Annotated in this window: 22 protein-coding genes and 1 pseudogene; 10 read left to right on the top strand and 13 right to left on the bottom strand. The window is 70.4% G+C overall.

What is annotated here, in order from left to right; genetic code table 11:
- The 4 genes and pseudogenes from R6V09_RS15430 to R6V09_RS15415 all read left to right on the top strand — a co-directional run.
- Positions 1–598: pseudogene (locus R6V09_RS15430) on the top strand (NAD(P)/FAD-dependent oxidoreductase); the annotation flags it as partial.
- A gap of 133 nt (positions 599–731) precedes the next feature.
- On the top strand, positions 732–2957 hold the full coding sequence (locus R6V09_RS15425; protein WP_317881973.1) for an acetate--CoA ligase family protein: 2226 nt from the start codon (positions 732–734) through the stop codon (positions 2955–2957).
- Positions 2954–3742 carry an enoyl-CoA hydratase/isomerase family protein gene (locus R6V09_RS15420; protein ID WP_317881972.1) on the top strand — a complete coding sequence of 263 codons (789 nt, stop codon included), beginning with the start codon at positions 2954–2956 and terminating at the stop codon, positions 3740–3742. Before R6V09_RS15425 ends, R6V09_RS15420 begins: the two co-directional genes overlap by 4 nt.
- A gap of 59 nt (positions 3743–3801) precedes the next feature.
- Positions 3802–4359 (top strand): SMI1/KNR4 family protein, encoded by a 558-nt coding sequence (locus tag R6V09_RS15415; protein ID WP_317881971.1) that lies wholly within the window; start codon positions 3802–3804, stop codon positions 4357–4359.
- 31 nt (positions 4360–4390) lie between these two features.
- On the opposite strand, the gene R6V09_RS15410 is transcribed toward R6V09_RS15415, so the two are convergent.
- Positions 4391–4984, bottom strand: a complete 594-nt coding sequence (locus R6V09_RS15410; protein WP_317881970.1) for an HAD family acid phosphatase — start codon at positions 4982–4984, stop codon at positions 4391–4393.
- A 225-nt stretch (positions 4985–5209) separates the two neighbouring features.
- On the opposite strand from R6V09_RS15410, the gene R6V09_RS15405 reads away from it, so the two are divergent.
- Positions 5210–5830 carry a flavin reductase family protein gene (locus R6V09_RS15405; RefSeq protein WP_317881969.1) on the top strand — a complete coding sequence of 207 codons (621 nt, stop codon included), beginning with the start codon at positions 5210–5212 and terminating at the stop codon, positions 5828–5830.
- Between the two features lie 86 nt (positions 5831–5916).
- Here R6V09_RS15405 and R6V09_RS15400 read toward each other — a convergent pair whose 3' ends face one another.
- Entirely contained in the window at positions 5917–7230 is a 1314-nt protein-coding gene (locus R6V09_RS15400) for an MFS transporter (RefSeq protein WP_317881968.1), read from the bottom strand.
- A gap of 84 nt (positions 7231–7314) precedes the next feature.
- Between R6V09_RS15400 and R6V09_RS15395 the strand changes: the two genes are divergently transcribed.
- A complete protein-coding gene (locus tag R6V09_RS15395; protein WP_317881967.1) occupies positions 7315–8406 on the top strand; it encodes a GlxA family transcriptional regulator in 1092 nt (363 codons plus the stop codon).
- Positions 8407–8439: 33 nt separating this feature from the next.
- Here R6V09_RS15395 and R6V09_RS15390 read toward each other — a convergent pair whose 3' ends face one another.
- The 5 genes from R6V09_RS15390 to R6V09_RS15370 form a co-directional block, all read right to left on the bottom strand.
- A complete protein-coding gene (locus R6V09_RS15390) occupies positions 8440–9618 on the bottom strand; it encodes a lactonase family protein (RefSeq protein WP_317881966.1) in 1179 nt (392 codons plus the stop codon).
- Positions 9619–9810: 192 nt separating this feature from the next.
- Positions 9811–11106 (bottom strand): MFS transporter, encoded by a 1296-nt coding sequence (locus R6V09_RS15385; protein WP_317881965.1) that lies wholly within the window; start codon positions 11104–11106, stop codon positions 9811–9813.
- A gap of 113 nt (positions 11107–11219) precedes the next feature.
- Positions 11220–12269 carry an alcohol dehydrogenase catalytic domain-containing protein gene (locus tag R6V09_RS15380; protein ID WP_317881964.1) on the bottom strand — a complete coding sequence of 350 codons (1050 nt, stop codon included), beginning with the start codon at positions 12267–12269 and terminating at the stop codon, positions 11220–11222.
- Entirely contained in the window at positions 12269–13423 is a 1155-nt protein-coding gene (locus R6V09_RS15375; RefSeq protein WP_317881963.1) for an acyl-CoA dehydrogenase family protein, read from the bottom strand. The genes R6V09_RS15380 and R6V09_RS15375 overlap by 1 nt, the downstream gene beginning before the upstream one ends.
- A gap of 110 nt (positions 13424–13533) precedes the next feature.
- Positions 13534–14445, bottom strand: a complete 912-nt coding sequence (locus tag R6V09_RS15370; RefSeq protein ID WP_317881962.1) for an SDR family oxidoreductase — start codon at positions 14443–14445, stop codon at positions 13534–13536.
- A 95-nt stretch (positions 14446–14540) separates the two neighbouring features.
- Between R6V09_RS15370 and R6V09_RS15365 the strand changes: the two genes are divergently transcribed.
- Entirely contained in the window at positions 14541–15476 is a 936-nt protein-coding gene (locus tag R6V09_RS15365; RefSeq protein WP_317881961.1) for a cyclase family protein, read from the top strand.
- Positions 15477–15900: 424 nt separating this feature from the next.
- On the opposite strand, the gene R6V09_RS15360 is transcribed toward R6V09_RS15365, so the two are convergent.
- The 4 genes from R6V09_RS15360 to R6V09_RS15345 all read right to left on the bottom strand — a co-directional run bounded on the left by R6V09_RS15360 (position 15901) and on the right by R6V09_RS15345 (position 20107).
- The gene (locus R6V09_RS15360; RefSeq protein ID WP_317881960.1) at positions 15901–16386 is read right to left on the bottom strand and encodes an ATP-binding protein; all 486 of its coding nucleotides are present in this window, start codon (positions 16384–16386) and stop codon (positions 15901–15903) included.
- A gap of 494 nt (positions 16387–16880) precedes the next feature.
- Positions 16881–17774, bottom strand: a complete 894-nt coding sequence (locus tag R6V09_RS15355; RefSeq protein WP_317881959.1) for an acyl-CoA dehydrogenase — start codon at positions 17772–17774, stop codon at positions 16881–16883.
- A 3-nt stretch (positions 17775–17777) separates the two neighbouring features.
- On the bottom strand, positions 17778–18911 hold the full coding sequence (locus R6V09_RS15350; protein WP_317881958.1) for an acyl-CoA dehydrogenase family protein: 1134 nt from the start codon (positions 18909–18911) through the stop codon (positions 17778–17780).
- Positions 18911–20107 (bottom strand): amidohydrolase family protein, encoded by a 1197-nt coding sequence (locus R6V09_RS15345; RefSeq protein WP_317881957.1) that lies wholly within the window; start codon positions 20105–20107, stop codon positions 18911–18913. Before R6V09_RS15345 ends, R6V09_RS15350 begins: the two co-directional genes overlap by 1 nt.
- Positions 20108–20194: 87 nt before the next feature.
- On the opposite strand from R6V09_RS15345, the gene R6V09_RS15340 reads away from it, so the two are divergent.
- Entirely contained in the window at positions 20195–21724 is a 1530-nt protein-coding gene (locus tag R6V09_RS15340) for a class I adenylate-forming enzyme family protein (protein ID WP_317881956.1), read from the top strand.
- Here R6V09_RS15340 and R6V09_RS15335 read toward each other — a convergent pair.
- Both R6V09_RS15335 and R6V09_RS15330 read right to left on the bottom strand, forming a co-directional pair.
- A complete protein-coding gene (locus tag R6V09_RS15335; RefSeq protein ID WP_317881955.1) occupies positions 21708–22220 on the bottom strand; it encodes an EF-hand domain-containing protein in 513 nt (170 codons plus the stop codon). The two genes, R6V09_RS15340 and R6V09_RS15335, sit on opposite strands and share 17 nt — an antisense overlap.
- Positions 22221–22362: 142 nt before the next feature.
- Positions 22363–22749: an STAS domain-containing protein gene (locus R6V09_RS15330; RefSeq protein WP_317881954.1), complete on the bottom strand. Its 387-nt coding sequence runs from the start codon at positions 22747–22749 to the stop codon at positions 22363–22365.
- Between the two features lie 324 nt (positions 22750–23073).
- Here R6V09_RS15330 and R6V09_RS15325 point away from each other — a divergent pair, with 324 nt between their 5' ends.
- Together R6V09_RS15325 and R6V09_RS15320 are read left to right on the top strand one after the other, a co-directional pair.
- On the top strand, positions 23074–23655 hold the full coding sequence (locus tag R6V09_RS15325; protein ID WP_317881953.1) for a sigma-70 family RNA polymerase sigma factor: 582 nt from the start codon (positions 23074–23076) through the stop codon (positions 23653–23655).
- Between the two features lie 104 nt (positions 23656–23759).
- Positions 23760–24015 (top strand): zf-HC2 domain-containing protein (locus R6V09_RS15320; RefSeq protein WP_317881974.1); only part of this gene is annotated, 256 nt, incomplete at its 3' end.

The raw sequence follows: 24015 nt of genomic DNA, 5'->3' as shown, positions 1-24015 counted from the left end.
GGAGGGCGGCGCGGCGCGCGTACGGCTCGCCGTCCGCACCACCCCGCACATCGTGCGCCGCTCGACCGCGGGCTGGGCGGCCCAGTACACGGGCATCGTCGTACGACGGCTGCCGGTGCGCGTCGTCGACCGGCTCGCGGGGCCGATGGCCAAGCTCAGCGTGCCGGACCTGTCGGCGCAGGGGCTGGCGCGGCCCGACACCGGGCTGTACAGCCGGGTCAACGAGGGGTCGATCCCCGTGCAGGACGTCGGGCTCATCGACGCCGTACGCAAGGGGAAGGTCGAGGTCGTGACGGCCGTGGAGGGCTTCGAGGACGGCAAGGTGATCCTCGCCGGCGGCGACCGCGTCGGGCCCGACGCCGTGATCGCGGCCACCGGATACGTCCGCTCGCTGGAGGGTCTCGTCGGCCACCTCGGCGTCCTGAACGCCCGCGGCAAGCCGGTCGCGACCGGCGCGCACACCCCGACGGACGCGCCGGGCCTGTACTTCACCGGGTTCACCAACCCCATCAGCGGCATGTTCCGCGAGATGGCGATCGACGCCGAGAAGATCGCGAAGGCAGTCGCGAAGGGTGTCCGCAAGGGTCAGTTGGCGTAGGGATCCCGCGCCGCAGGCCGAGGCATCTGCGTTCTTTGCGTGCACGACAGTTCCTGACGCAGTGTCAGTTCAGTAATCTGACACTGCGTCAGTTAATTGTGCTGTCACGACTGTCACAGGAGCGGGCGGACCGATGCTTGGATCAACCCACGGCACCCTCACCACCGACTCCCGCCGGGCCCGGGTCATCGCCTGCGGTGAGCAACCCGGCCCCGCCGTCCACGGAAGGCCCGCCGACGTCGACGATCTCGATGTCGGCGGGCGGCCGTTGTACGCCGGCGTACCCGACCTGGACCGTTTCTTCCGCCCCGAGTCGGTCGCCGTGATCGGCGCCTCGGACGCGGAGGGACGCCCCAACACCGGCATCACCCGCCAACTCATCGCCTGGGCGGGCCGGGTGGGGGCGCGCCTGCATCCGGTGCACCCCACCCGTACGACGGTCTTCGGCGTGCCCTGCTTCCCCTCCGTCCCCGAGCTCCCCGAACAGGTCGACCTGGCCGTGGTGCTGGTGGCCGACCCGCTCCCCGTGATCGAGCAACTGGCCGAGGCGAAGGCGAAGTTCGCGGTCGCCTTCGCGTCCGGCTTCGCGGAGACGGGCGAGGAGGGCGCACTGGCGCAGGCCCAACTCGCCGCCGCCGTAGGCCGATCCGGTCTCCGCCTGCTCGGCCCGAACACCAACCTCAACGCCTTCGAGCACTTCCGCGAGGACCTCGACGGCCCCGCGATCGCCCTCATCACCCAGTCCGGCCACCAGGGCCGCCCGGTCTTCGCGCTGCAGGAACTCGGCATCCGCCTCTCGCACTGGGCACCCACCGGCAACGAGGCCGACCTGGAGACGGCGGACTTCATCTCCTACTTCGCCGAACGCCCCGAAGTGGGCGCCATCGCCTGCTACTTGGAGGGCCTCAAGGACGGCCGCTCCTTCCTGCTCGCCGCCGACCGCGCCGCCCGCCGCAAGGTGCCCGTCGTTGCGGTGAAGGTCGGCCGCACCGAGACCGGCGCCCGCACCGCCGCCTCCCACACCGGCAAACTCACCGGCGCGGACACGGTGGTGGACGCGGCGATGCGCCAGTACGGCGTGCTCCGCGTCGACGGCCTCGACGAACTCCAGGACACAGCGGCCCTGTTGGCGCGGGCGAAGGCACCGGTGGCCAAGGGGGTGGTCGTGTACTCGATCTCCGGGGGCACCGGCGCGCACTTCGCCGACCTGGCGAGCGAGGCGGGTCTGAAGCTCCCGGTGCTGTCGGAGGCCAAACAGTCCGAGCTCCACGAGTGGATACCGCCGTACCTGAGCGTGGCCAACCCGGTGGACAACGGCGGTCACCCGGTGGGCGACTGGCGCGGCCGGAAGATCATCGACGCGATCCTCGACGACCCGGAGGTAGGGGTACTGGTCTGCCCCATCACGGGCCCGTTCCCCCCGCTGAGCGACAAGCTCGTGGAGGACCTGGTGGCCGCGGCCGAGCGCACGGACAAGCTGGTGTGCGTGGTGTGGGGCTCGCCGGTGGGCACCGAACCGGCGTACCGCGAGGCGTTGTTGGGCTCCTCGCGGGTGGCGACGTTCCGCACGGTGGGCAACTGCATCACGGCGCTGCGCGCCTACTTCTCCCACCACCGCTTCGTCCACGCCTACCGCTCCCCCTTCGACGAGGCCCCCCGTACCCTCTCCCCCTCCTTCCGCAAGGCCCAGGCCCTGATGCGGCCGGGCCAGCAGCTGAGCGAGCACGCGGCGAAACAGCTTCTGCGGGCGTACGGAATCCGGGTCCCCCGCGAGCAGTTGGTGACCAGCGCGGCGGCGGCCGTACGGGCGGCGGGACTGGTGGGCTACCCGGTGGTGATGAAGGCGTCGGGCGGCCAGATAGCGCACAAGACGGAACTGGGCCTGGTGAAGGTCGGACTGACATCGGCCAGCCAAGTCCGGGACGCATACCGCGAGTTGACGGACATCGCCCGCTACGAGGACGTGACCCTGGACGGTGTGCTGGTCTGCCAGATGGTCGAGCGGGGTGTCGAGATGGTGGTGGGTGTCACCCAGGACGACCTGTTCGGGCCGACGGTGACGGTCGGGCTGGGCGGTGTGCTGGTCGAGGTGCTGCGGGACGTGGCGGTACGAGTGCCGCCGTTCGGCGAGGACCAGGCGGCCGAGATGCTCGGCGAGTTGCGCGGCCGTCCGCTGCTCGACGGGGTACGGGGGCGACCGCCGGCCGACCTCGACGCCTTGGTCGAGGTGATCCTGCGCGTCCAGCGGATGGCCCTCGAACTGGGCGATGTGCTCTCGGAGTTGGACATCAACCCGCTGATGGTGCTGCCCCGGGGACAGGGCGCGGTGGCGCTGGACGCGCTGGCGGTGTGCCGATGACGAACGAGGTCACCTACACCATCGCCGGTCAGGTCGCGTACGTCACGCTCAATCGGCCCGAGGCACTGAACGCGATCACGCCGGGCCAACGGGAGCTGCTGATCGAGCTGTTGACTCAGGCGTCCGCCAGTCCCGGCGTACGGGCAGTGGTCCTCACCGGCACCGGGCGCGGATTCTGCGCGGGCGCGGACCTGCGCGCCGGATCGGCGACCGGAGAACGGGTCGCCGGCGACGTTGCCCGCACGATCCGCCTGGGCGCGCAGCGACTGATCGCCGCCGTCCTGGACTGCGAGAAACCGGTGATCGCGGCGGTGAACGGCACGGCGGCGGGCCTGGGCGCCCACCTGGCCTTGGCCTGCGACCTCCTACTCGCCGCGGAATCAGCGAAGTTCATCGAGGTGTTCGTACGACGCGGCCTGGTCCCGGACGGCGGCGGCGCGTATCTGCTCCCGCGCTTGATCGGCCCACAGCGCGCGAAGGAGTTGATGTTCTTCGGCGACACGGTGACCGCGGCAGACGCGGAACGGCTCGGCCTGGTCAACAGGGTCGTACCGGACGGGGAGTTGGAGAAGACGGCCCGGGAGTGGGCACAACGCCTGGCCACCGGCCCGACCCGCGCCATCGCCCTCACCAAGCAACTCGTCAACGCCTCCCTGGACAGCGACCGCACAACCGCGTTCGCGGCGGAGGCGGCGGCCCAGGAGATCAACATGACGACGGAGGACGCGAGGGAGGGCGTGGCGAGCTTCGTGGAGCGGCGGAGTGCGGAGTACCGGGGGCGCTGATCCTCGCGTTCCCCCCAAGGGACGGCCGAAGCAGCAGTTCGCGCCGTTAATCTGGTCGCGTGACACCGCACGAGGACCGCGAGTTCCCTCCGCCGCTTGCCGCCGCCATGGCGGTCCGGCTCGACTGCATCGGCGAGGACGGTGTCGAATTCGAGCCCTACGAAGCGTTCCTGAGCGCCGACGAGACGACCGAGTGGCTCCGGGGGTGGACCGGCAACGGCGAGCTGAACGGCGATGCCTTCCGGGTGTTCGGTCAGGACGGCACGGGCGGGAACGCCGCGTTCTGGCTGATCCGCCCGGGCCGTGCCCTGGCCGAGCAGCCGGTCGTCTTCCTCGGCTCCGAGGGAGAGACCGGCGTCGTCGCCCGCGATCTGGGCGCCTTCCTGTGGCTGCTCGCCGACGGCTGGGGCCCCTGCGAGGCAGCACTCTCGAACCCGCCCGAGCCCGAATCCCGGCCCGGGTCCGACCCCGCCGCGATCTCCCGCCCCAAGCGTGAACTGACCGCCGTCGCAGTCCGGTTCGCACCCCACCAGTGTTCGACGGCCGCCGTCGTGATCGAGCAGGCCACGCGGGAGTTCCCGGACTTCGACGACATCGTCATGGAGCTGGTTCGCTGAACTCGGCGCGGCCCACGGCCCGTCGTGCTGGTCAGTCCAACAGGCCGTCGTAGTCCGGGAGTTTGTACGTCGTGTCGGCGTAGCCGCCCGTCAGGTCGGTCGTGTTGTTGCCGATGTTGGCGATGATGTCGTAGCCGTTCGCCTCGATCGCCTTGCGCTGGGAGGTCTTGAAGTCGGCGATGGACTCGGTCAGCAGCTGCGCGACCGTGCGGGCGTAGAGGCCGTCGACGGTGTAGCCGACGGACGTCAGGTTGGACTTGGTGACCAGGTTGAAGAGGTTGCTGCGGGCGCTGACGAAGAACACGCTGATGCCCTTGGCGTGCGCGTCCTGGGCGAGGGCGAGCACCGGCGGGGTGGCGGGGACGGTGATGCCGCCCTCGAAGTAGGTCTCCAGCGAGGTGTTGTCGATGTCGAGGACGATCGCCTGCTTGGCGCCCGAGGTGTTGGCGGCGGCACGGGAGTCGATGTAGGTCTGCGCGGGGCCGGTGACGGTGGCGACGTCGGACAGCCACTGGGACTCGGTGACGGTCGAGTCGGCGGCCTGCGCGGGCAGGGCGGCGGCGAGGGCCAGGGCGAGGCCGGCCACGGCGGCCACTGCCGTGCCGCGTGCGGTGGGACGGTTCATCGGGTGGGTGCTCCTCGGAAAGTCACGGCGGCCACCGGTTCCGTACCGGCGGCGGTCGTTGCGCAACTCTGCTGCGGGCGGGTGTGCGGGAAGTGACTCGGGGAGGTCCGTGCGGCGACGCAACTCCCATGTTCTGCCCGGGAGTCTGTGAACCAGCCGTCAGGGCAGGTGGCGATGCGACACCCCTTCCTATCTGATGACCCGTCAGCTTCAATGGGTGGTGTGATGGGACACGCAGGAGCGGCTGCCGCCGCCGTCCGCTACCTCAGGTCGTCCGGAAGCGCTCCGGCCGCGCAGCCTGTCGAGGCGCTGCCGCGGCCGGAGCTCCGGTGCGTCGCGGACGACGAGCGCGCACCAGTCGACCAGGGCGAATTCCGGCGCGTACTGGGCTCGTTCGCGACCGGCGTGACGGTGGTCACCGCCCCCGCGGCGGACGGCGAGCCCGGCCCGGCCGGCTTCGCCTGCCAGTCGTTCTCCGCGCTCTCCCTCGACCCGCCGCTCGTCGTCTTCATGGTCGGCCGTACGTCCACGACCTGGCCGCGCATCGCCCGCGCCGGCGTCTTCTGCGTCAACGTACTCGGCGCCCACCAGGGCGAGTTGTGCCGCGGCTTCGCGATCAGCGGCACCGACAAGTTCGCGGGCGTGCCCTACGACGCGTCCCCGGTCTCCGGTTCCCCGCGCCTGAACGGCGCCGCCGCGTGGATCGACTGCACGATCCACGCGGTGCACACCGGGGGCGACCACCTGATCGTGGTGGGGCGGGTGGACGCGCTCGGGACGACGGACGACGAGGATGGGGACGGGGACGGGGCGCCGCTGTTGTTCCACCGGGGCCGGTTCGTCTGAGCGCTCCTGAAGCGGCACCCAGTCGCTGTTCCCTCTTCCGAGGCCGAGGAGGGGAACGGGGGAACGTCACCTCGGCCCCGCAGTCGTCACGCCACCGCCACCGAGCCCACCCGCACGACCGGCCGCCGCCGGATGACCAGCGCCATCAGCGCCGCCACCGCGCACAGCGCCCCGGACACGTACCAGACCATGTCGTACGAGCCGAACGCGTCCCGTGCGACCCCGCCGAGGAAGGCCACCAGTGCCGCGCCGACCTGGTGCGAGGCGAGTACCCAGCCGAACACGATCGCGCTGTCCTCGCCGTACTGCTCGCGGCACAGGGCGAGGGTCGGCGGGACGGTGGCGACCCAGTCGAGACCGTAGAAGACGATGAAGAAGAGCATGGGCGGGTGGACCGTCGGGGCCAGCAACATGGGGAGGAAGAGGAGGGAGATGCCGCGCAGGGCGTAGTAGACGGCGAGCAGGCGGCGGGGTTCGAAGCGGTCGGTGAACCAGCCGGAGGCGATCGTGCCGACGACGTCGAAGACACCGATCACCGCGAGCAGCGAGGCCGCCGCCGTGATGGGCATGCCGTGGTCGTGGGCGGCGGGCACGAAGTGGGTCTGGATCAGACCGTTGGTGGAGGCGCCGCAGATCGCGAAGGTGCCGGCCAGCAGCCAGAACGGGCCGGTGCGGACCGCCTTGAAGAGCACGGCGATCGTGCGGCGGGCCGCTCCCGTCACCGGTTCCGGCTTCGGTACGAACTCGGTCGCGCCGTACGGCTTCGCGCCCACGTCCGCCGGGTGGTCGCGCAGCAGCAGCCACACGAAGGGGACGACGGCGAGGGCCGCGAGGGACACGGTCACGGCCGCCGGGCGCCAGCTGTGCTCCTCGACTATCCAGGACAGCAGCGGCAGGAAGATCAGCTGGCCGGACGCCGAAGCGGCGGTGAGGATGCCGGTGACCAGGCCCTTCCGTGCGGTGAACCAGCGGTTGGTGACGGTCGCGGCGAACGCGAGGGCCATCGAACCACTGCCCAGACCCACCAACAGGCCCCAGCACAGCAGAAGTTGCCAGGGCGCGGTCATCCACACCGTCAGTCCGGAGCCGAGCGCGATCACGGTCAGCGCGACCGCGACGACGCGCCGGATGCCGAAGCGGTCCATCAGCGCCGCCGCGAAGGGGGCCGTCAGTCCGTACAGCGCGAGGTTGATGGAGGCCGCGGCCCCGATCGTGCCGCGCGACCAGCCGAACTCCTGGTGCAGCGGATCGATCAGCAACCCGGGCAGCGAACGGAAGGCCGCCGCGCCGATGATCGTCACGAAGGTGACGGCGGCGACGAACCAGGCCCTGTTGATGCGTGTGCGTCGGGCGGGCGGGGTTTCGTTCACGACTGCGGTCGGTTCGGTTGTCTGGGTCACGCCATACAGCTTCCGGCCTGCGGCTGATTCGATCCATTGGCCGGGAGGACAGCATTCGCTAGGATCGGGCCATACAATCGGGTCATGGCCACAGTCACCGCGACCGCCAATGCCACCGCCACCGACGGTTTCCGTCCGCACCGTGTCGTCGTGCTCGCCCTCGACGGCCTGCTCCCCTTCGAGCTGGGCATCCCGCACCGGATCTTCGGCCGCCCCAGGGACGCCGAGGGGCGGCTGCTGTACGAGGTCGTGACGTGTTCGGTCCGGCCGCCCGGGCCGGTCGACACCGACGCCGACTTCGCCATCCAGGTCCCGAACGGCCCGGAGGCGCTGGCCACCGCCGACACGGTGATCGTCCCGGCGTCGTACGAACTCGGCCCGGTCTTCGAGGAGGGCGTCCTCACCCCGGAACTGGCCGACGCCCTCGCCCGCATCCGCCCGGGCACCCGCCTCGCGTCCATCTGCACCGGCGTCTACGTCCTCGCCGCCGCAGGCCTCCTCGACGGGCGCCCGGCGACCACGCACTGGGCGGACGCCGAGCGCTTCCAGCAGCTCTTCCCGCGGATCGAGGTCGACGCGGACGTGCTGTTCATCGACGACGGCGACGTGCTTACCTCAGCGGGTGTCGCGGCCGGGATCGATCTGTGCCTGCACATGGTGCGACGGGACTTCGGCACGGCCGTCGCCAACGACGTGGCCCGCCGCACGGTCGTACCGCCGCACCGCGACGGCGGGCAGGCGCAGTACATCCACCGCCCGGTCCCCGACCCGCAGTTGGCGACCACGACCGCCGCCCGCGCCTGGGCGCTCGGCCGGCTGCACGAGCCGATCCAGCTGCGCGACATGGCGGAGCAGGAGGCGATGTCCGTGCGCACCTTCACCCGCCGCTTCCGCGAGGAGGTCGGGGTCAGCCCCGGCCAGTGGCTCACCCAGCAGCGCGTCGAACGCGCCCGGCACCTCCTGGAGTCCACCGACCTGTCCATGGACCAGGTGGCCACGGACGCCGGCTTCGGCACCGCCCAGTCGATGCGCCAGCATCTGCAGGCGGCGCTCGGCGTCACCCCGACGACGTACCGCCGCACGTTCCGCACCGGCGGCGGCGGGGGCGGGGGCCGGAGCAGCGGGTTCGAGGGCTACGGGTCCGAGAGCTACGGCGGTGTCGGCGCCGCGCCGTGAACCCGTACCCCCGCGCGTCATCCCCCTCGTCGATCAGCCCGCGACGATGCCCTCCCCGCCGACGGCACCCGGCACCACGACCGAACCGATCTCCGTGAGCGACCCGTTCTTGTTGACCCGGAACTCGTCCACGATGCCCTTGATTCCGGTCTGGACGTAGAGGTACCGGCCGTCCGAGGAGGCCGCCGCGTCCACCGTGCCGGCGTCGGTGGCCGTGTTGCCCAGCGCGGTCAACTTGCCCTGGGAGCCCACCCGGTAGCCGGACACCGTGCCGCTGGCGGCGTTGGAGACGTACACATTCCCTGCAGCGGTGACGGCCCAGCAGGTGGCGGTCTGGCCGGTCGCGACGGTGCCCTTCGCGGTCAGTCCGCCGTCACGGGCGACGCTGAAGGTGCCCACCGAGTTCGTCCCGGCCTCCGTCACGTGTATCCGTCCGGCGGAGTCGAAGTCGAAGCCGAACGGCACGGCCCCCGGGAGCGAGGTCACCACGGGCCGCGCGGACGGCCCGCCGTAACGGCTGACCGGGAAGACGTCGATGCTCTGCCCGGCGGCCTTGGTGGTGACCACGAGCTTCGAGCCGTCGGGCGTGAAGGAGATCTGTCCTACGGCCGAAGCGGTCGCGCCCAGGCCGAGATCGCGGTGCCAGGCGGGGACCTTGACCAGCCGCTCGCCGGTCCGCGCGAAGCCCTGCACGGAACCGCCGCCGAGCGCGTTGGCGACGTAGACCCGGTCGCCGTGGAAGGTGACGCTGACCGGGAACGTCCCGCCGCTGGAGATCTCCTGGACGCGGCGCAGGTGGGTGCCGTGCACGGCGAAGACGGTCACGGTGTCGCTGCCCGCGTTGACGGCGTAGAGCAGCTGGTTGTGCCGGTCGTAGGCGAGCGACCCCTGCGAGGCAAGGTGGTCGGCGACGGTGCCGGCCAGGACGCCGCCCTTGCCCCCGGTGCGGTAGACGCCCTTCTGGCCGAGGGTGCCGTCGGCGGCGCGCTCGTAGGCGACCACGGAGTTGGCGGTCGTGTCGTCGGTCTGGACGAACACCGTCGAACTGCCGTGGTGGGCGCGGGAGTCGGAGCCGCGGTGCGCGTCGGCGGCACTGGCCGTGGGAGCGGCGAAGAGGGCCGCGGCGGCGAGCGCGACGGCGCCCGTACCCGCCGTACGGGCGATCCGGGCGGCGCGGGAAGTGCGGGAGGCGCGGGCCTTGGCGAGAGCCATGTGTGGGTACTCCTCTTGCGGAAACTTGCGGAACACGGAACACGGAACGCGGGATCAGGAGCCGGCGGAGCGACTCGCGCTCACTGCCGGACGGCTGCAACGCTAGCCCGCGACCGCGGTACATAAGCCGACAAAAAGTGCACCAAGGCCCGACGTCCGAGCTTCGTAAGAATCACCGCCAACTCCGCAGAATCACCGCCAACTCCGCTTCGAGGCACCTGACTTCACAGACCGCACTACGACGACATCGGCACCCCGCCCCGCCCTCGCCGGTCGGACCGCCCGCCCCGCCCGGCCCACGCGCCGTACCTCGCCCCACCAGCCGATCACGGTCAGCAGCACGGTCAGGACCGCCCCCGCCAGAATCGCCGTCGACGGCGCCACAAACTTGAGCAGCGCCCCGGCCAGCGACCCCGTGGCCGCGTAACCCACGCTCGCCGCCGCGTACATGACCGAGTAACCGGCGGCCAGGGCGCCGGGCGGCAGCACCTCGCGCAGGGACAGGTTGCGGGTGAGCATCGCGCCAGACTGGAGCGTGCCGCCCACGACGAGCGCGACCCCGATCCCGGGTGTGGTCGGTATCAGCGCGGCGAGGGCCACGCAGGCCGAGGTCCCGGCCATCAGCACCAGGCTGCGGGTGCGCAGCAGTCCCGGCCAGCCGCGGAGGCCGTAGACGAACGCGCCGAGGCCGCCGCCCACCGCCATCCCGGTCAGCAGCGGGCCGGACCAGCCGACACCGATGCCGCGCTGTTCGAGCAGGGCGGGCAGGACGAGTTCCGACAGTCCTAGCACGGCGACACTGGCCGCACCGGTGACGTACACCGGCCAGGCACCGATCAGCATCGCGAGCATCCGAACTCCGGTACCAGCACCGGTTTCAGTACCGCCCCCACCGCCCGTGTCAGCCGTGTCGCCCGCGCCCCACCCCGCAGGCAGCAGCCACAGTCCCGCGACCGAGGACGCCATCAGGCCGGCCGCGAGCAGCAGGGGGACGCGGGGTGCGATGCCGAGGGCCAGGCCCGCCACCGCGGCCGGGGCCACGGCCCACACGCCCGCCGTGAGTATCGACTCGACGGACAGCGCCTGCGCCACGGACCGCTCCGGCACCAGCGAACCGAGCAGGGTGCGCAGCGCACCGGTCGCGGCGGCCGGGGCTGCCCCGGCGAGACAGGCGAACCCGGCGAGGACGACGGGATGCGCGCCCGGAAACATCCCGAGTCCCACGAAGCCCGCCGCGCCGAGCGCGAGCCCGACCGCCAGCTGCCCCCGGGCCCGTTCCGGCCGCAGCCGCATCCCGAGCACCGGGGCGCCGACGATCTCCCCGAGGACGTACGCCGCCGCGATGATCGCGCCCAGCGAGTAGCCGCCGGGCCGCTCGCGCACCAGGAAGACCAGGGCGAGCGGGGCCATGGCCACGGGCATGCGGGCGCCGACGGCGGTGCAGGCCCAGGTCAGGACCTGTCGGGAGACGACATCGCGGTAGGTCATGCCGGCACGCTACGGGCCGTCACCGACAACGCCCCACGGGATTTTCCCCACCTGTGGACAACTCCCGTCATGCCACCGTCAGGCATCCGCCGTACGACCGTCGGACGCCCTCGTCAAAACGTCAGAACGCCCCGAGCCACCCGCCCTGCCTCCGCGTCCGCCGCCGCCTTCTCGAAGTCCTCGACGGGATAGGTCTCGGTCACCAACTCGTCGAGCAGCAGCCGCCCTTCGCGATACAGCTGGGCGTACAGGGCGATGTCCCGCTGCGGCCGGGAAGACCCGTACCGGCACCCGAGGATGGACTTGTCCAGGTACATGGACGAGACGAGGAAGGAGGCCTCGGCGGTGACCGCCGGCACCCCCAGCAGAATGGCCTGTCCGTGCCGGTCCAGCAGATCCACCGCCTGCCGGATCAACTCCACCCGGCCCACGCACTCAAACGCGTGATCGGCCCCGCTCGGCAGAATCTCCCGCACGCCCTCCGTCGAGGTGAGGAAGTGCGTGGCCCCGAACTGCCGTGCCACGCCCTCCTTCCCGGGGTTGGCGTCGACGGCGACGATCGTCGACGCGCCCGCGATCCGGGCCCCTTGGATGACGTTGAGCCCGATCCCCCCGGTCCCGATGACGACGACACTCTCCCCGCGATCGACCCGCGCCCGATTCAGCACAGCGCCGACCCCCGTCAGCACCCCGCACCCGATGAGCGCGGCGGACGGCATCGGAATGTCCTTCGGTATCCGCACGGCCTGCACGGCTTTGACCACGGTCCGCTCGGCGAAGGCGGAGTTGGAGGCGAACTGGTAGACCGACTGCCCGCCCCGCGTGAACGGCTTCCCCGGCCGCCCGATGGCCTGCCGGCACATGGTCGGCCGCCCCCGGTCGCACTCGGCGCACGTCCCGCAGTTGGCGAGCGTGGACAGAGCCACATGATCTCCGGGCGCCACATGGGTGACGCCCACACCCACGGCCTCCACCACCCCCGCACCCTCATGCCCCAACACCACAGGAACGGGGAAGGGAATGGTCCCGTCCACCACAGACAGATCGCTGTGGCACAACCCGGCCGCCGAAATGGCGACCAGCACCTCTCCCGCCCCCGGCTCCCGCACCTCCAAATCCCCCACGACCTGGATCTGCTTGCCGTCGAAGACCACACCGCGCATCAGACGACCCCCTTGGGTTCCCTGGGCAGACCGAGCACCCGCTCGGCGATGATCGTGCGCTGAACCTGGTCCGAGCCGCCGTAGATGGTGTCGGCCCGCGAGAAGAGGAACAGGTGCTGGAGCAGGTCGAGTTCGTACGACGCCGACGGCGACCAGTCGAGCGGCCCCACCGTCGCCGCGGCCCCCCGCACCGACATCGCCAGCTCCCCGAGCCGCTGATGCCACCCGCCCCACAACAGCTTGGCCACACTGGGCGCACCGGCGTCCCCGGCCCGCCCCAGCGTCCGCAGGGCGTTCCACCGCATGGTCCGCAACTCGGCCCACTGCCGCACGAGTCGATCGCGTAAGACGGGATCGAGCACCGCACCCGAAGCGACCGCGGCCTCGACGACCCGCCCCAACTCCCGTGCGAACCCGATCTGTTGGGCCAGCGTCGACACCCCTCGCTCAAACCCGAGCAGGCTCATGGCGACGCGCCAGCCCTCACCCGCACCTCCCACAAGATGCTCACCGCGCGCCAACGCCCCGTCGAAGAACACCTCGTTGAACTCACTGGTCCCGGTCAACTGCCGTATGGGCCGCACCTCGACACGCCCCGGCTGATCCATGGGCACCAGCAGAAAACTCAGCCCGCGATGCCGCCGCGACCCCGCCTCGGTCCGCGCCAGCACAAAACACCAGTCGGCCTCATGGGCGAGCGAGGTCCAGATCTTCTGCCCGGTGATCCGATACGCCCCGTCCGCCGCATCCCACACGGCAGTGGTCCGCACCCCAGCGAGGTCCGACCCGGCCCCCGGTTCGCTGTACCCCTGACACCACAGCTCGTCCCCGGCCGCAATGGCAGGCAGGAAGCGGGCCTTCTGCTCATCGGTGCCGTGTGCGATGAGGGTGGGAGCAAGCAAATTCTCCCCGATGTGCCCGGAACGCGGCGGCGCGGACGACCGAGCGTATTCCTCGGCCCAGGCGACCTGTTGAGTAAGCGAGGCGCTGCGATTCCCGTACCCGCCTTCGCCCCAACCCAGCCCGATCCACCCGCTCTTGCCGAGCGTGCGTTCCCAAACCCGCCGATCCTGAACGGAATCAGCATGCCCAGCGAGCCAGGCACGAGCCTCAGCCCGAAACCCTTCATCCCCGTCAGTGAATCCAAAATCCACAGGGCTCCCCTAACAACACCGTCGAGTCCACCCACCCAAGGGGCGCGGGGAACTGCGCGACCAGCCCCAACGCACCCGCACCCGCCACACAACGCACCGCCCCCACCCCCTTAGGCGTTAGGCCGACTCCCCTCCCGCGCAGCCCGCTCCATCTCCTGCAACCGAGCAAGCATCGGCATCGGATCCACCCCCACAGACCCCGGCAAAAACTCCGCGATCTTCTCAGCCGTCCACCCGCCGGAGGCATACGCCGCCCGCAACTCCCGAGGCTGCGCCCACACCGCGATCTTCGGCCCCGCAACGGTGTAAACCTGCCCGGTGATCCCGACCTCCCGAGCCGAATCCGACAGCAGATAGACAACGAGCGCCGCAACATCCTCCGGCGACCCGATCTCCGCCAACTCCATGGGAACGTTCGCCGACATCCGCGTACGAGCAACAGGCGCCACCGCGTTGGCGGTCACCCCGTACTTGTTCAGGCCCAGCGCAGCGCTCCGCACCAGCGAGATGATCCCGCCCTTCGCCGCGCTGTAGTTCGCCTGCGAGACCGACCCTTGGTGATTCCCGCTGGTGAACCCGATCAACGTCCCGGCCCGCTGCTTCCGCATCACCGCCGAAGCGGCCCGGAAAACGGTGAACGTGCCTTTCAAATGCGTGGCGAGAACGGGATCCCACTCCTCCTCGGACATATTGAAAAGCATCCGCTCCCGCAGAATCCCGGCAACGCACACCACCCCGTCGATGCGCCCGTACGACGACACCGCGACATCAACAACCCGCTGCCCACCAGCCATGGTCGAGATGTCATCGGCAACAGCAACCGCCTCCCCGCCCGCCGCCAAGATCTCCTTGACGACCCCCTCCGCGATCTCACTCGTAGGCGACGCCCCGTCCATCGAGACCCCGTAGTCGTTGACGACAACCCGCGCCCCCTCGGCGGCAGCCGCCCGCGCGACCGCCCGGCCGATGCCCCGGCCCGCGCCCGTCACGGCGACGACCTTGCCTGCCAAGAAGTTCCCCATGTCCGGCCCCTCCCGCAGTTTCTGACGGTCCGTTAGATTCGACTCAGATTCTACGACCCGTCAGATGCCTGAGGACAAGCCCCGGGGAGGCCCCGATGTCACCGCCGACACTTGGTCCGGAGTTCCACGCCATCGCCAAGCGCGTGAACAACTGGGGCCGTTGGGGGCCGGACGACGAGATCGGCACGCTGAACCTGATCACCGACGAGGTGGTCCGTCAGGCCGCCGCCGAGATCCGGACCGGCCGTCGCATCCCCTTGGCCCTCCCGCTCCGACAGGACGGCATCCAGACCGGGATAAACCCGGGCCGGATCAACCCCCTGCACGCGATGGTGCAGATCAACCAGGAAGTCTTCGGGCCGGGAACGGTCGCGTGCAGCGACGACGCCGTGACCATGGGGCTGCAGGCCGGCACCCACTGGGACGCGCTGACCCACGCCTCGCACTCCGGCAAGCTCTACAACGGCCGCCCGGCCGGCACCGTAACCCCGCACGGCGGGGCCGAGTTCAGCGGCATCGACAAGGCGCGGCACATCGTCTCGCGCGGGGTCCTGCTGGACGTGGCGCGCGCACGCGGCGTCGACCGACTGGCGAGCGGGCACGCGGTCACCCCGGAGGACCTGGAGGCGGCCGAGCAACTCGCCGGCACCCAGGTCCGATCGGGAGACATCGTGCTCGTACGGACCGGGCAGGTGCAGGTGTATCTGGCCGGTGACAAGCACGGGTACAGCTACCCGTCACCCGGCCTCTCGGTCCGTACGCCGGAGTGGTTCCACGCGCGTGATGTCGCGGCGGTCGCCAACGACACCCTCACCTTTGAGATATTTCCGCCGGAGATCGAGGACTTGTGGCTGCCGGTGCACGCCCTCGACCTGGTCGAGATGGGGATGCTGCAGGGGCAGAACTGGAATCTCGAAGAGTTGTCCACAGCTTGTGGACAAGAGAACCGGTTCACGTTCTTCCTGTCGGCGATGCCCGAACCTTTCGTGGGCGCAACGGGAACCCCGGTGGCCCCCATCGCCATCCTCTAGGCTTGGGGCCTGCCCGGCGGATCATGCCGCAGACGCGGGGTGTGGTGCCGTCACTTTCCTGCGACCTGATCCGCCGGGCAGGCCCCGTCCGGTTTTGACGAGGGCCGGACTTACGGTCGGATGGCGGCGCGCTGCTGCCCGCCCCGAGCACGGCACCGCGCTGCCGCCATCCGACTCCGGCGTACCCGTCCCGGCCCCCCGGCCCCGAGGGAAGCCACGCCGAACACGACCCACACTCGCCGAGGGCTCCCGTCACCGAAGCCCTCGTCGTCCCCTCGCGGCGAATCGCTGCCCACAAGCGTGACCAAACGGTCACGTCGCGTCAACGCCCATCTGGAGATTTGTTCCTTAAGCACCACTTTGCCGCAGGGCGCGCACGGAAGCACGGCCCGGCGCATCTCCGCCCGGCACTTGCAGACAGCACCTACACGGCTTCGTACGCGAAGCCCTCGAACTCCCCGTACGCCGTGGCACCGCCCCCGAACGCAGCGGCGGCCTCCCGGGGTTGACTGCCCCGGTCCAGCTCGCACCAGATGCGCTTGCCGGTGCCCTCGGCGCTCCAGCCCCAGCGGTCGGCGAGGCCGTCCACCAGCGCCAGTCCGCGACCACCGGTCTCGTCACCCTCCGCGCAACGCGGCACCGGGGCCGTACAGCTGGTGTCGGCGACCTCAAGGCGGACCGTGGCCGACTCGGTGGCCTCGTCCGGCAGGGAGAGCCGCAGCACGGCCGGACAGCCGGTGTGCACCACCGCGTTGGTGACGAGCTCGGAGACGAGCAGGATCAGCGTCTCGGCCAGCGGTTCGTCCGCTTCTATCCCGGACCCGGCGAGCCGGGAGCGCGCCCATCTCCTGGCCCGCCCCACCTCTGCGGGGTCGGGCCGGATCTCCAGCTGCACTTGAAGCACCTGCACCGCTCACACCATCCGAACCGGCGGACACATAGCCTCGCGCCTCACGAGGGCCACGATCGTAGCCATTTTCTGCATGGCCAGAACAACGACCGGAGCCAGGGTCACGGAACGTGAATCCCTTGCGAGACAGCATGATTGACGTTCCGTCACCCCAACAAGCGCTTCGGGCATATTCCAGCGCGAAGGAGTACGCGTGCGGGATACTGTGCGACGCTCGTTGCGGGGAGTCGAACAGGCAGGGGTGAAAGCCCGTTCTGCCATACGAACTGTGGAGCGCACCGCCCGATCCGGAGTCGCCTCACAGGCAACACCGGCATGGCTCGTACCTTGAACCACTCGCATCCCACACAAGGTACCGGAGCCCCGAGGCGACTCCGGGCCGTGACGAGTCACGCATAGGACACAACCCGATATCAACGCTGCGTGATTCCGTTGTGCCACGATCCGCGACACCGTTGTCGGAGCCGTTCCGGTCACCGCAGGCAGGCGCCCCACTACACCGCTCCGCCCACCAGATCGGCCGCGAGCAGCTCCTCACTCTCCGTGCTCCCACCACCACGCTGGGCCCGCACCCACGCCCGCTTCAGATGCAGATGGACCTCGGACTCCCAGGTGAAGCCCATCCCGCCATGCACCTGCAGACAGTCCCGGGCCCCGCGCACGGCGGCCTCGTCGGCCAGCAGCCGGGCCGCCGCGATGTCCACCCGGTCGCCGGTCACGGCCGCCGCGTACACCGCGGCCCGCGCCATCTCGACCCGCACCAGCGACTGCGCGCACAAATGCTTCACGGCCTGGAAGCCCCCGATCGGCTGCCCGAACTGCTCACGCGTCCGGGCGTGTTGCACCGCGAGCCCACACACCCGCGCGGCCGTACCGAGCTGCTCGGCAGCGGTCAGAAGGACAGCGACAGGGTCGGTACGCGCCGGCGCCGGCACCCGATGCAACGGAGTCAACGGATCCACCGACCGCAGCGCTACGGCCCCCTCGGCCCCCGGCAGCACGACATCGGCCTCGTCCAGCCACTCCACGAGCCTGCCATCGGCAGCGGCGACCACTGTCTCCCCGGTCGCGGCCCCCGGCACCACCCCGGCAGCAAGATGCGTAGCCACCAACGGCCCAGGCACCAACGCCGACCCGACTTCCTCAAACACCAACACGGCTTCGGGCAGCCCGAGTCCGGCACCTCCATCGCTTTCGGCCAACCGCAGGGAGAACACCCCAAGATCACCAAGGGCCTGCCACAAACCCCGGTCCAGTAGAGGAGCGCCCCTTAGGGGCGCGGGGAACTGCGCGACCAGCCACGACGAGCCCGCACCCGACCGACTACCGATCACGGCTCGCACTGCATCCCGCAACGCCCTTTGATCATCGGTCAGTTGAAACCGCATGCCTCACCTCCCCTTCGGCAACCCCAAAATCCGCTCGGCCACGATGTTCTGCTGAATCTGCGACGTGCCGGCGGCGATCGTGTACGACAGCGACGACAACCGATCAAGCACCCAAGCCCGCTCCAGATCCAGCGACTCCACCCCCAGAACCTCCGCCGCCGCGTCATACAGCTCCTGACGGGCGTGCGAGTAGCGGAGTTTGAAAACCGACCCGCCCACACCCGGGACGCCGCCGGAGGCCTCCGCCTCACTCACGTTCCACTGCGTAAGCCGCCACAGGGCCCGGAACTCGGCGTTCAACCGCCCCAGTTGCCGCCGGAGCACGGGATCGTCCCACCGCCCGTTCCGCCGCGCCTCGTGGGCCAACTCGCCCAACACCCGCCGACAGGCGACAACCTCACCCACAAAGGCCGTACCGCGCTCGAACGACAGCGTCACCATCGTCACGCGCCAACCGTCGTTTTCCTCCCCCACCCGGTTGCCGACAGGCACCCGCACCTCGTCGAGGAACACCTCGGCGAACTCCGCGGACCCGGCCAGCGTCCGCAACGGCCGTACGGTGATCCCCGCCGCGTCCATCGGCATCGCGAGCCAGCTGATACCCCGGTGCTTCGGCGCCGCAGGATCCGTCCGCACCAACAGCTCGCACCAGTCAGCGACTTCGGCGTGCGAGGTCCAGATCTTGGAACCGGTCACCACGTAGTCGTCGCCGTCCCGCCACGCGCGCGTGCGCAGTGCCGCGAGGTCGGAACCGGCGTCCGGTTCGCTGAAGCCCTGGCACCAGACCTCGTCACCGCGCAGCACGGGCGGCAGCCAGCGCTCCCGCTGTTCGGCCGTGCCCTCGGCGGCGATCGTCGGCCCGGCGTGCAACAGCCCCACGAAATTGGCCCCTACGTAGGGTGCGCCCGCCTTCTCGGTCTCCTCCAGGAAGATCAGGCGGGTGGTCGGGGACGCGTCCCAGTGCACATCGGCGTACCCGGCGTCGTACAACATCCGCTGCCAGCCGAGGTCGTAGCCGCGCCTGCCCGGCCAGTCGTCCGGCGACGGCTTCGAAGGCAGGGTGGGAAGCACCTTGCCCAGCCACTCCCGCAGGCGGGCCCGGTACTCGTCCTCCTCGGCCGTGTACGAGAGGTCCATTACTTGTCGAGGTCCAGACCCAGCATGCGGATCGCGTTGCCCCGCATCAGCTTGTAGACCGTCTCGTCGTCGAGGCCCTTCACATGGTCGAGGGCGACCTCCTTGGTGTGCGGGAAGGTCGAGTCGACGTGCGGGTAGTCGGTCTCGAAGGTCGCGTTGTCCCGGCCCACCACGTCCAGCGAAGCGACCCCGTGTTTGTCGCGGAAGAAGCAGCAGAACATCTGGCGGTAGTAGTACGTGGACGGCGGATCGGGGATGAGGTCGCGCACTCCGCCCCAGGCGCGGTGCTCCTCCCAGACGTCGTCGGCGCGTTCGAGGGCGTACGGGATCCAGCCCATCTGCCCTTCGGAGTAGGCGAGTTTGAGGGTCGGGAACTTCACCAGGACCCCGCTGAAGAGGAAGTCCATCATCGAGGCCATGGCGTTGTTGAAGGAGAGGGAGGCCTGTACGGCGGGGGGTGCGTCCGGGGAGGCGGCGGGCATCTGGGAGCTGCTGCCGATGTGCATGTTGACGACCGTGCCGGTCTCCTGGCAGACGGCGAAGAACGGGTCCCAGTAGCCGGAGTGGATGGACGGAAGGCCGAGGTAGGTGGGGATCTCGGAGAAGGTCACCGCGCGGACCCCGCGTGCCGCGTTGCGCCTGATCTCCTCGACCGCCAACTCCACGTCCCACAGAGGGATCAGGCACAGCGGGATGAGCCGGCCGCCGCTGTCGCCGCACCACTCCTCGACCATCCAGTCGTTGTAGGCGCGCACGCAGGCGAGCGCGACCTCCTTGTCGTGCGCCTCGGCGAAGGTCTGGCCGCAGAAGCGCGGGAAGGTCGGGAAGCAGAGGGAGCCCTCGACATGGTTGAGGTCCATGTCCTTGAGCCGCTCGGCCGGGTCCCAGCAGCCCCGCCGCATCTGCTCGCGGGTGATGCCCTCCAGGGTCATCTCGTCGCGGTCGAAGCCGACGGCGGCGATGTTGCGCTTGTACGGGAACTTGAGGTCCTCGTAGATCCACCAGTCGGTGGGCGGGCCGTCCGGGTCCATCGTGATCTGGTATTTGCCTGCCACGTAGGCGAGTTCGCCGATTCCGGCGGTGAGCGGCTGGGGGCCGCGCTCGCGGTACTTCTTCGGCAGCCAGGTCTCGAAGAGGTGCGCGGGTTCGATCACGTGGTCGTCGACGCTGATGATGCGGGGCAGTTCGGTGGCCATGGGTTCCCCTCCGGCGGGACGGTACTTATCTGATGACCCGTCAGATAGCATGTCACCTGACGAGTCGTCAGCCAAGGAGGGGGCACCATGAACGAGACGCCGCACTCCCTGAGTTCCGCCCGCACCCTGTGGGAACTGGTCGCCCGCCGCGCCGACTTGACCCCCGACCGCCCGGTCCTCCTCCAGGACGACCGCGCCCTGAGCTTCGGCGAGTTGCGGGACCGGTCGGAGCGGGTGGCGGCGGGCCTGTACGGCATGGGCGTACGCCCCGGCACGGTCGTCGCCTGGCAGCTGCCCACCCGCATCGAGACGGCCCTGCTCTCCTTCGCGCTGGCCCGCCTGGGAGCCGTACAGACACCGGTGATCCCCTTCTACCGGGACCGCGAAGTCGGCTTCGCGCTGCGGGAGTCGAAGGCGGAGTACTTCGCGGTGCCGGGCACCTGGCGCGGCTTCGACCACACGGAGATGGCACGGCGGCTCGGCGCGAAGGGGATCTTCGAGGCGTACGACGGAACTCAACTGCCGGACGGAGACCCGGCGTTGCTGCCGCCCCCACCCACCGACGGCACCTCCGTCCGCTGGATCTACTGGACCTCCGGCACCACCTCCGACCCCAAAGGCGTGCTGCACACGGACCGTTCACTGATCGCGGGCGGCTCGTGCCTCGCACACGCGCTGCGGCTGACGCCGGACGACGTGGGCTCGATGGCCTTCCCCTACGCGCACATCGCGGGGCCCGACTACACGGTGATGCTGCTGCTGTACGGCTTCCCGGCCGTGATGTTCGAGCAGTTCGCACTGCCGGACGCGCTGGAGGGGTACCGCAAGCACGGGGTGACGGTGGCCGGCGGCTCAACCGCCTTCTATTCCATGTTCCTTGCCGAGCAGCGCAAACAGCCGAGCACTCCAGTGATTCCTTCGCTACGGCTGCTCGCGGGCGGCGGGGCGCCCAAGCCGCCGGAGGTCTACCACTCCGTCGTACGGGAGATGAGGGTCCAACTCACCCACGGCTACGGCATGACCGAGGTGCCGATGATCACCATGGGCGACCCGGAGGACACGACGGAGAACCTGGCGACGACCGAGGGACGGCCGCCCGAGGGGATGGAGATACGGATCGCGGAGGGTGGCGAGGTGCGGCTGCGCGGGGAGGCCGTGTGCCAGGGGTACTTGGACCCGGCGCAGACGGCCGAGGCGTTCGACGGGGACGGCTTCCTGCGCACCGGGGACCTCGGAAAAGTGACCGCGAGCGGGCATCTCATCCTCACCGGGCGGCTCAAGGACGTGATCATCCGCAAGGGCGAGAACATCTCCGCGAAGGAGATCGAGGATCTGCTCGCCGCGCATCCGGACGTCGGTGACGTGGCCGTCGTGGGGCTGCCGGACGCGGAGCGCGGGGAGCGGGTGTGTGCGGTGGTCGAACAGCCGCCGGGTGCGGGTGAGTTGACCTTGTCCGCCGTGACGGACTATCTGCGCGCGGAAGGGCTGTCCGTGCACAAGCTGCCGGAGCAGCTGGAGATCGTGGACGCCCTTCCGCGCAACGACGCTTTGCGCAAGGTGCTCAAGTACATGCTGCGGGAACGCTATTCGGGTCCTGGGGCTATTCCGGGACGGTGAAGTAGCGGGCGAAGGAGGAGACGATCTCCGCCTCGCCGACCTTGCCGTCGCTGTCCGTGTCGAGGGCGTCGGCCGCCATGGCGGCGATGTCGTCGGGCACCCCGAGGGCCTTGAGGACGCGCACGGTGTCCGCGATGGTGGCCGAGCCGTCGCCGTCCGGGTCCGCGACGTCGAGGGCCGCGTGCAGGAAGGGGCGGCCGATCTCGGCGAAGCGCTCGGGGTTGTCACGCAGCCGCTTGACCGCTCCGTTCACGAACTCCTCGCGGCTGACGCGCTGGTCGCCGTCCCGGTCGGCGATGCCGGCCATGCCCTGCCAGAACGCCTCCGCGCCGATGTACAGGGCCTGGCCCTTGTCGGAGCGGGCCGCCGTACCGAACTCCGCGAGCAGCGCCTTGGCCGCCGAGCTGAAGTCCTCCCGGTCGATGAAGCCGTTGCCGTCCTGGTCGAAGGTGGCGAACCGGGCGGCGATCCGTCGCTCGTACTCGGTGCTGACCATGTGTTTCGGGCCGCCTTACTCATGTGGGGTGCACTTGGCAGGGAGCGTACGACGCCGGGGCGGGTCCGGGAGCGGAAAACGTCGCTTGTACCAAGACCGGGGAAATTCCGAAACAACGGCGTCACGCCACAGACCCCCGGCGTCACGCCGAGAGGGGGTCCGCCTCTTCCTCGGGGGACTCTTCTGTGGCCGTCATCACATCGGGGTAGACGTCGAAGAGGCGGCGCACTCCGAGGGCGCCGAGGACCCGGTTGACGTGCGAGCCGTCGACCGCGCCCTGGGCGGGCAGGACCACGCGCAGATGCCCCTGGCAGGAGCGGATCAGGCGGCGGGCCGCGATGAGCACGCCGACGCCGCTGGAGTCGCAGAACAGCACCTCGGAGAGGTCCACGACCAGGCTGTGGTGACCGTCGGCCACTACGTCGTGCACCCGCTGGCGCAGCACCGGCGAGGTCACCAGGTCCAGTTCGCCGGACACAAGGAGCACGGACCAGCCGCCGCGCTCGCCGTCGTTCACTTTGAAGGCCACCGTCGAGCCTTTCGCTAGCCGGAACTCCCGGAAACCGTCCGGAAACGGAAGCCGTACCTTCGCTTCCTTGCAGCGCGGCTGCCCAGCGGCGGTTCCCTGAAACCCGAAGACAGAAACGGAAACCGGCCCGAAGAGGCTTGTTTTAGTCGCCTTCGATCCTGTTCGATCAGTTGTGGACCGGGTGGGCAACCGTCCGCTACCACCCGCGCCCCTTCGGGGGCGTGCAATTGCACGAAGGGGCGTGCGCTGTCCGAGGTGCCGACTACATTCGAAGAGACGGTGGGCGCAGGCTTGACCCGGGCACGGACACGGTGAGGGGGCCGCATGGCGACAAAGGACGCACCGCCCCGATGGGACCGCAAGATGCAGCAGCGGCTCGCCCGCGGCGAGGCGGCGGCCCTCGGTGAGCTGTACGACCGCTTCGCCTCCCTCGTGCACGCCCTCGCCCACCGTGTCCTCGGCGACGAGCGGGCCGCCGACGGCATCACCCGCGAGGTCTTCGCCCACGTCTGGGAACACCCCGACACCTACGACCCCAAGCAGGGCCCGCTGCGCTCCTGGGTGGCCGCGCTGACCGCCCGCCTCGCCGTGCAGCGGCTGCGCGCCACCGAGACCGTCGCGCTCGCCCACAGCGGCGAGGGCTCCACCGAGGAACTGGAGCGCAAGGTCCGCCGCGCCTCCGTCGCCGCCCGCGCCGACTACATCGTCACGTCCATGCCCGCCCCGCTGCGGGCCGCCCTGGAGCTGGCCTACTTCCAGCGCCGCGACTACCGCCAGACCGCCGTCGACCTCGGCGTCACCGAGGACGAGGCCCGCCGCCGCCTGCGCCTGGGCCTCCAACTCCTGTCCACCGCCCACGACGCCGGCGCACCGCCGGAACCAGCGGGACCAGGGGGTGCGGTGTGAGCGACGCGAACGACGAGTACGAAGAGCACGACGAGCACGAGGCGTACGACGAGGGTTCGTCCAGGGAGGGTGGGAACGGGGGTGCGGTGCCGCCGCGCATCCCCATGCCCCGCGCCTCCGTGGAGGACACCGGGCGCCCGCTGCCCGAGCTCGACGAGTCCGCGTCCCGGCCCGCCCCGCTGGTACTGGAGCACCAGGTGCTGAAGGCACTGCTCGGCGCCTGGGCGCTGGCCGCCTGCTCGGCGGCCGAGACCGCGGCCGTCGAGGAGCACCTCGGCGAGTGCGGCTCCTGCGCGGACGAGGCCCTGCGCCTGCGCGGCGCGGTCGGACTCCTGCACCCCGTCGAGCCCCTCGACCTCG

Origin of the sequence: Streptomyces sp. W16, from assembly GCF_033194735.1 — a bacterium.
Lineage (GTDB): Bacteria > Actinomycetota > Actinomycetes > Streptomycetales > Streptomycetaceae > Streptomyces.
The sequence above is the reverse complement of the archived record's forward strand: the minus strand, read 5'-3'. Positions and strand labels throughout refer to the sequence as shown.

Excerpts from the sequence above, each read along its gene's own strand:
- R6V09_RS15380 (WP_317881964.1), bottom strand. The coding sequence starts at position 12,269 with ATGCGCGGTGTGGTCTTCGACGGCAAGCAGATCCAGGTCGTGGGGGAT.
- R6V09_RS15370 (WP_317881962.1), bottom strand. The coding sequence starts at position 14,445 with ATGGGGAACTTCTTGGCAGGCAAGGTCGTCGCCGTGACGGGCGCGGGC.
- R6V09_RS15395 (WP_317881967.1), top strand. The coding sequence starts at position 7,315 with ATGGCCACAGTCACCGCGACCGCCAATGCCACCGCCACCGACGGTTTC.
- R6V09_RS15335 (WP_317881955.1), bottom strand. The coding sequence starts at position 22,220 with ATGGTCAGCACCGAGTACGAGCGACGGATCGCCGCCCGGTTCGCCACC.
- R6V09_RS15355 (WP_317881959.1), bottom strand. The coding sequence starts at position 17,774 with ATGCGGTTTCAACTGACCGATGATCAAAGGGCGTTGCGGGATGCAGTG.
- R6V09_RS15385 (WP_317881965.1), bottom strand. The coding sequence starts at position 11,106 with ATGACCTACCGCGATGTCGTCTCCCGACAGGTCCTGACCTGGGCCTGC.
- R6V09_RS15345 (WP_317881957.1), bottom strand. The coding sequence starts at position 20,107 with ATGGCCACCGAACTGCCCCGCATCATCAGCGTCGACGACCACGTGATC.
- R6V09_RS15410 (WP_317881970.1), bottom strand. The coding sequence starts at position 4,984 with ATGAACCGTCCCACCGCACGCGGCACGGCAGTGGCCGCCGTGGCCGGC.
- R6V09_RS15425 (WP_317881973.1), top strand. The coding sequence starts at position 732 with ATGCTTGGATCAACCCACGGCACCCTCACCACCGACTCCCGCCGGGCC.
- R6V09_RS15325 (WP_317881953.1), top strand. The coding sequence starts at position 23,074 with ATGGCGACAAAGGACGCACCGCCCCGATGGGACCGCAAGATGCAGCAG.
- R6V09_RS15350 (WP_317881958.1), bottom strand. The coding sequence starts at position 18,911 with ATGGACCTCTCGTACACGGCCGAGGAGGACGAGTACCGGGCCCGCCTG.
- R6V09_RS15390 (WP_317881966.1), bottom strand. The coding sequence starts at position 9,618 with ATGGCTCTCGCCAAGGCCCGCGCCTCCCGCACTTCCCGCGCCGCCCGG.
- R6V09_RS15365 (WP_317881961.1), top strand. The coding sequence starts at position 14,541 with ATGTCACCGCCGACACTTGGTCCGGAGTTCCACGCCATCGCCAAGCGC.
- R6V09_RS15340 (WP_317881956.1), top strand. The coding sequence starts at position 20,195 with ATGAACGAGACGCCGCACTCCCTGAGTTCCGCCCGCACCCTGTGGGAA.
- R6V09_RS15420 (WP_317881972.1), top strand. The coding sequence starts at position 2,954 with ATGACGAACGAGGTCACCTACACCATCGCCGGTCAGGTCGCGTACGTC.
- R6V09_RS15405 (WP_317881969.1), top strand. The coding sequence starts at position 5,210 with ATGGGACACGCAGGAGCGGCTGCCGCCGCCGTCCGCTACCTCAGGTCG.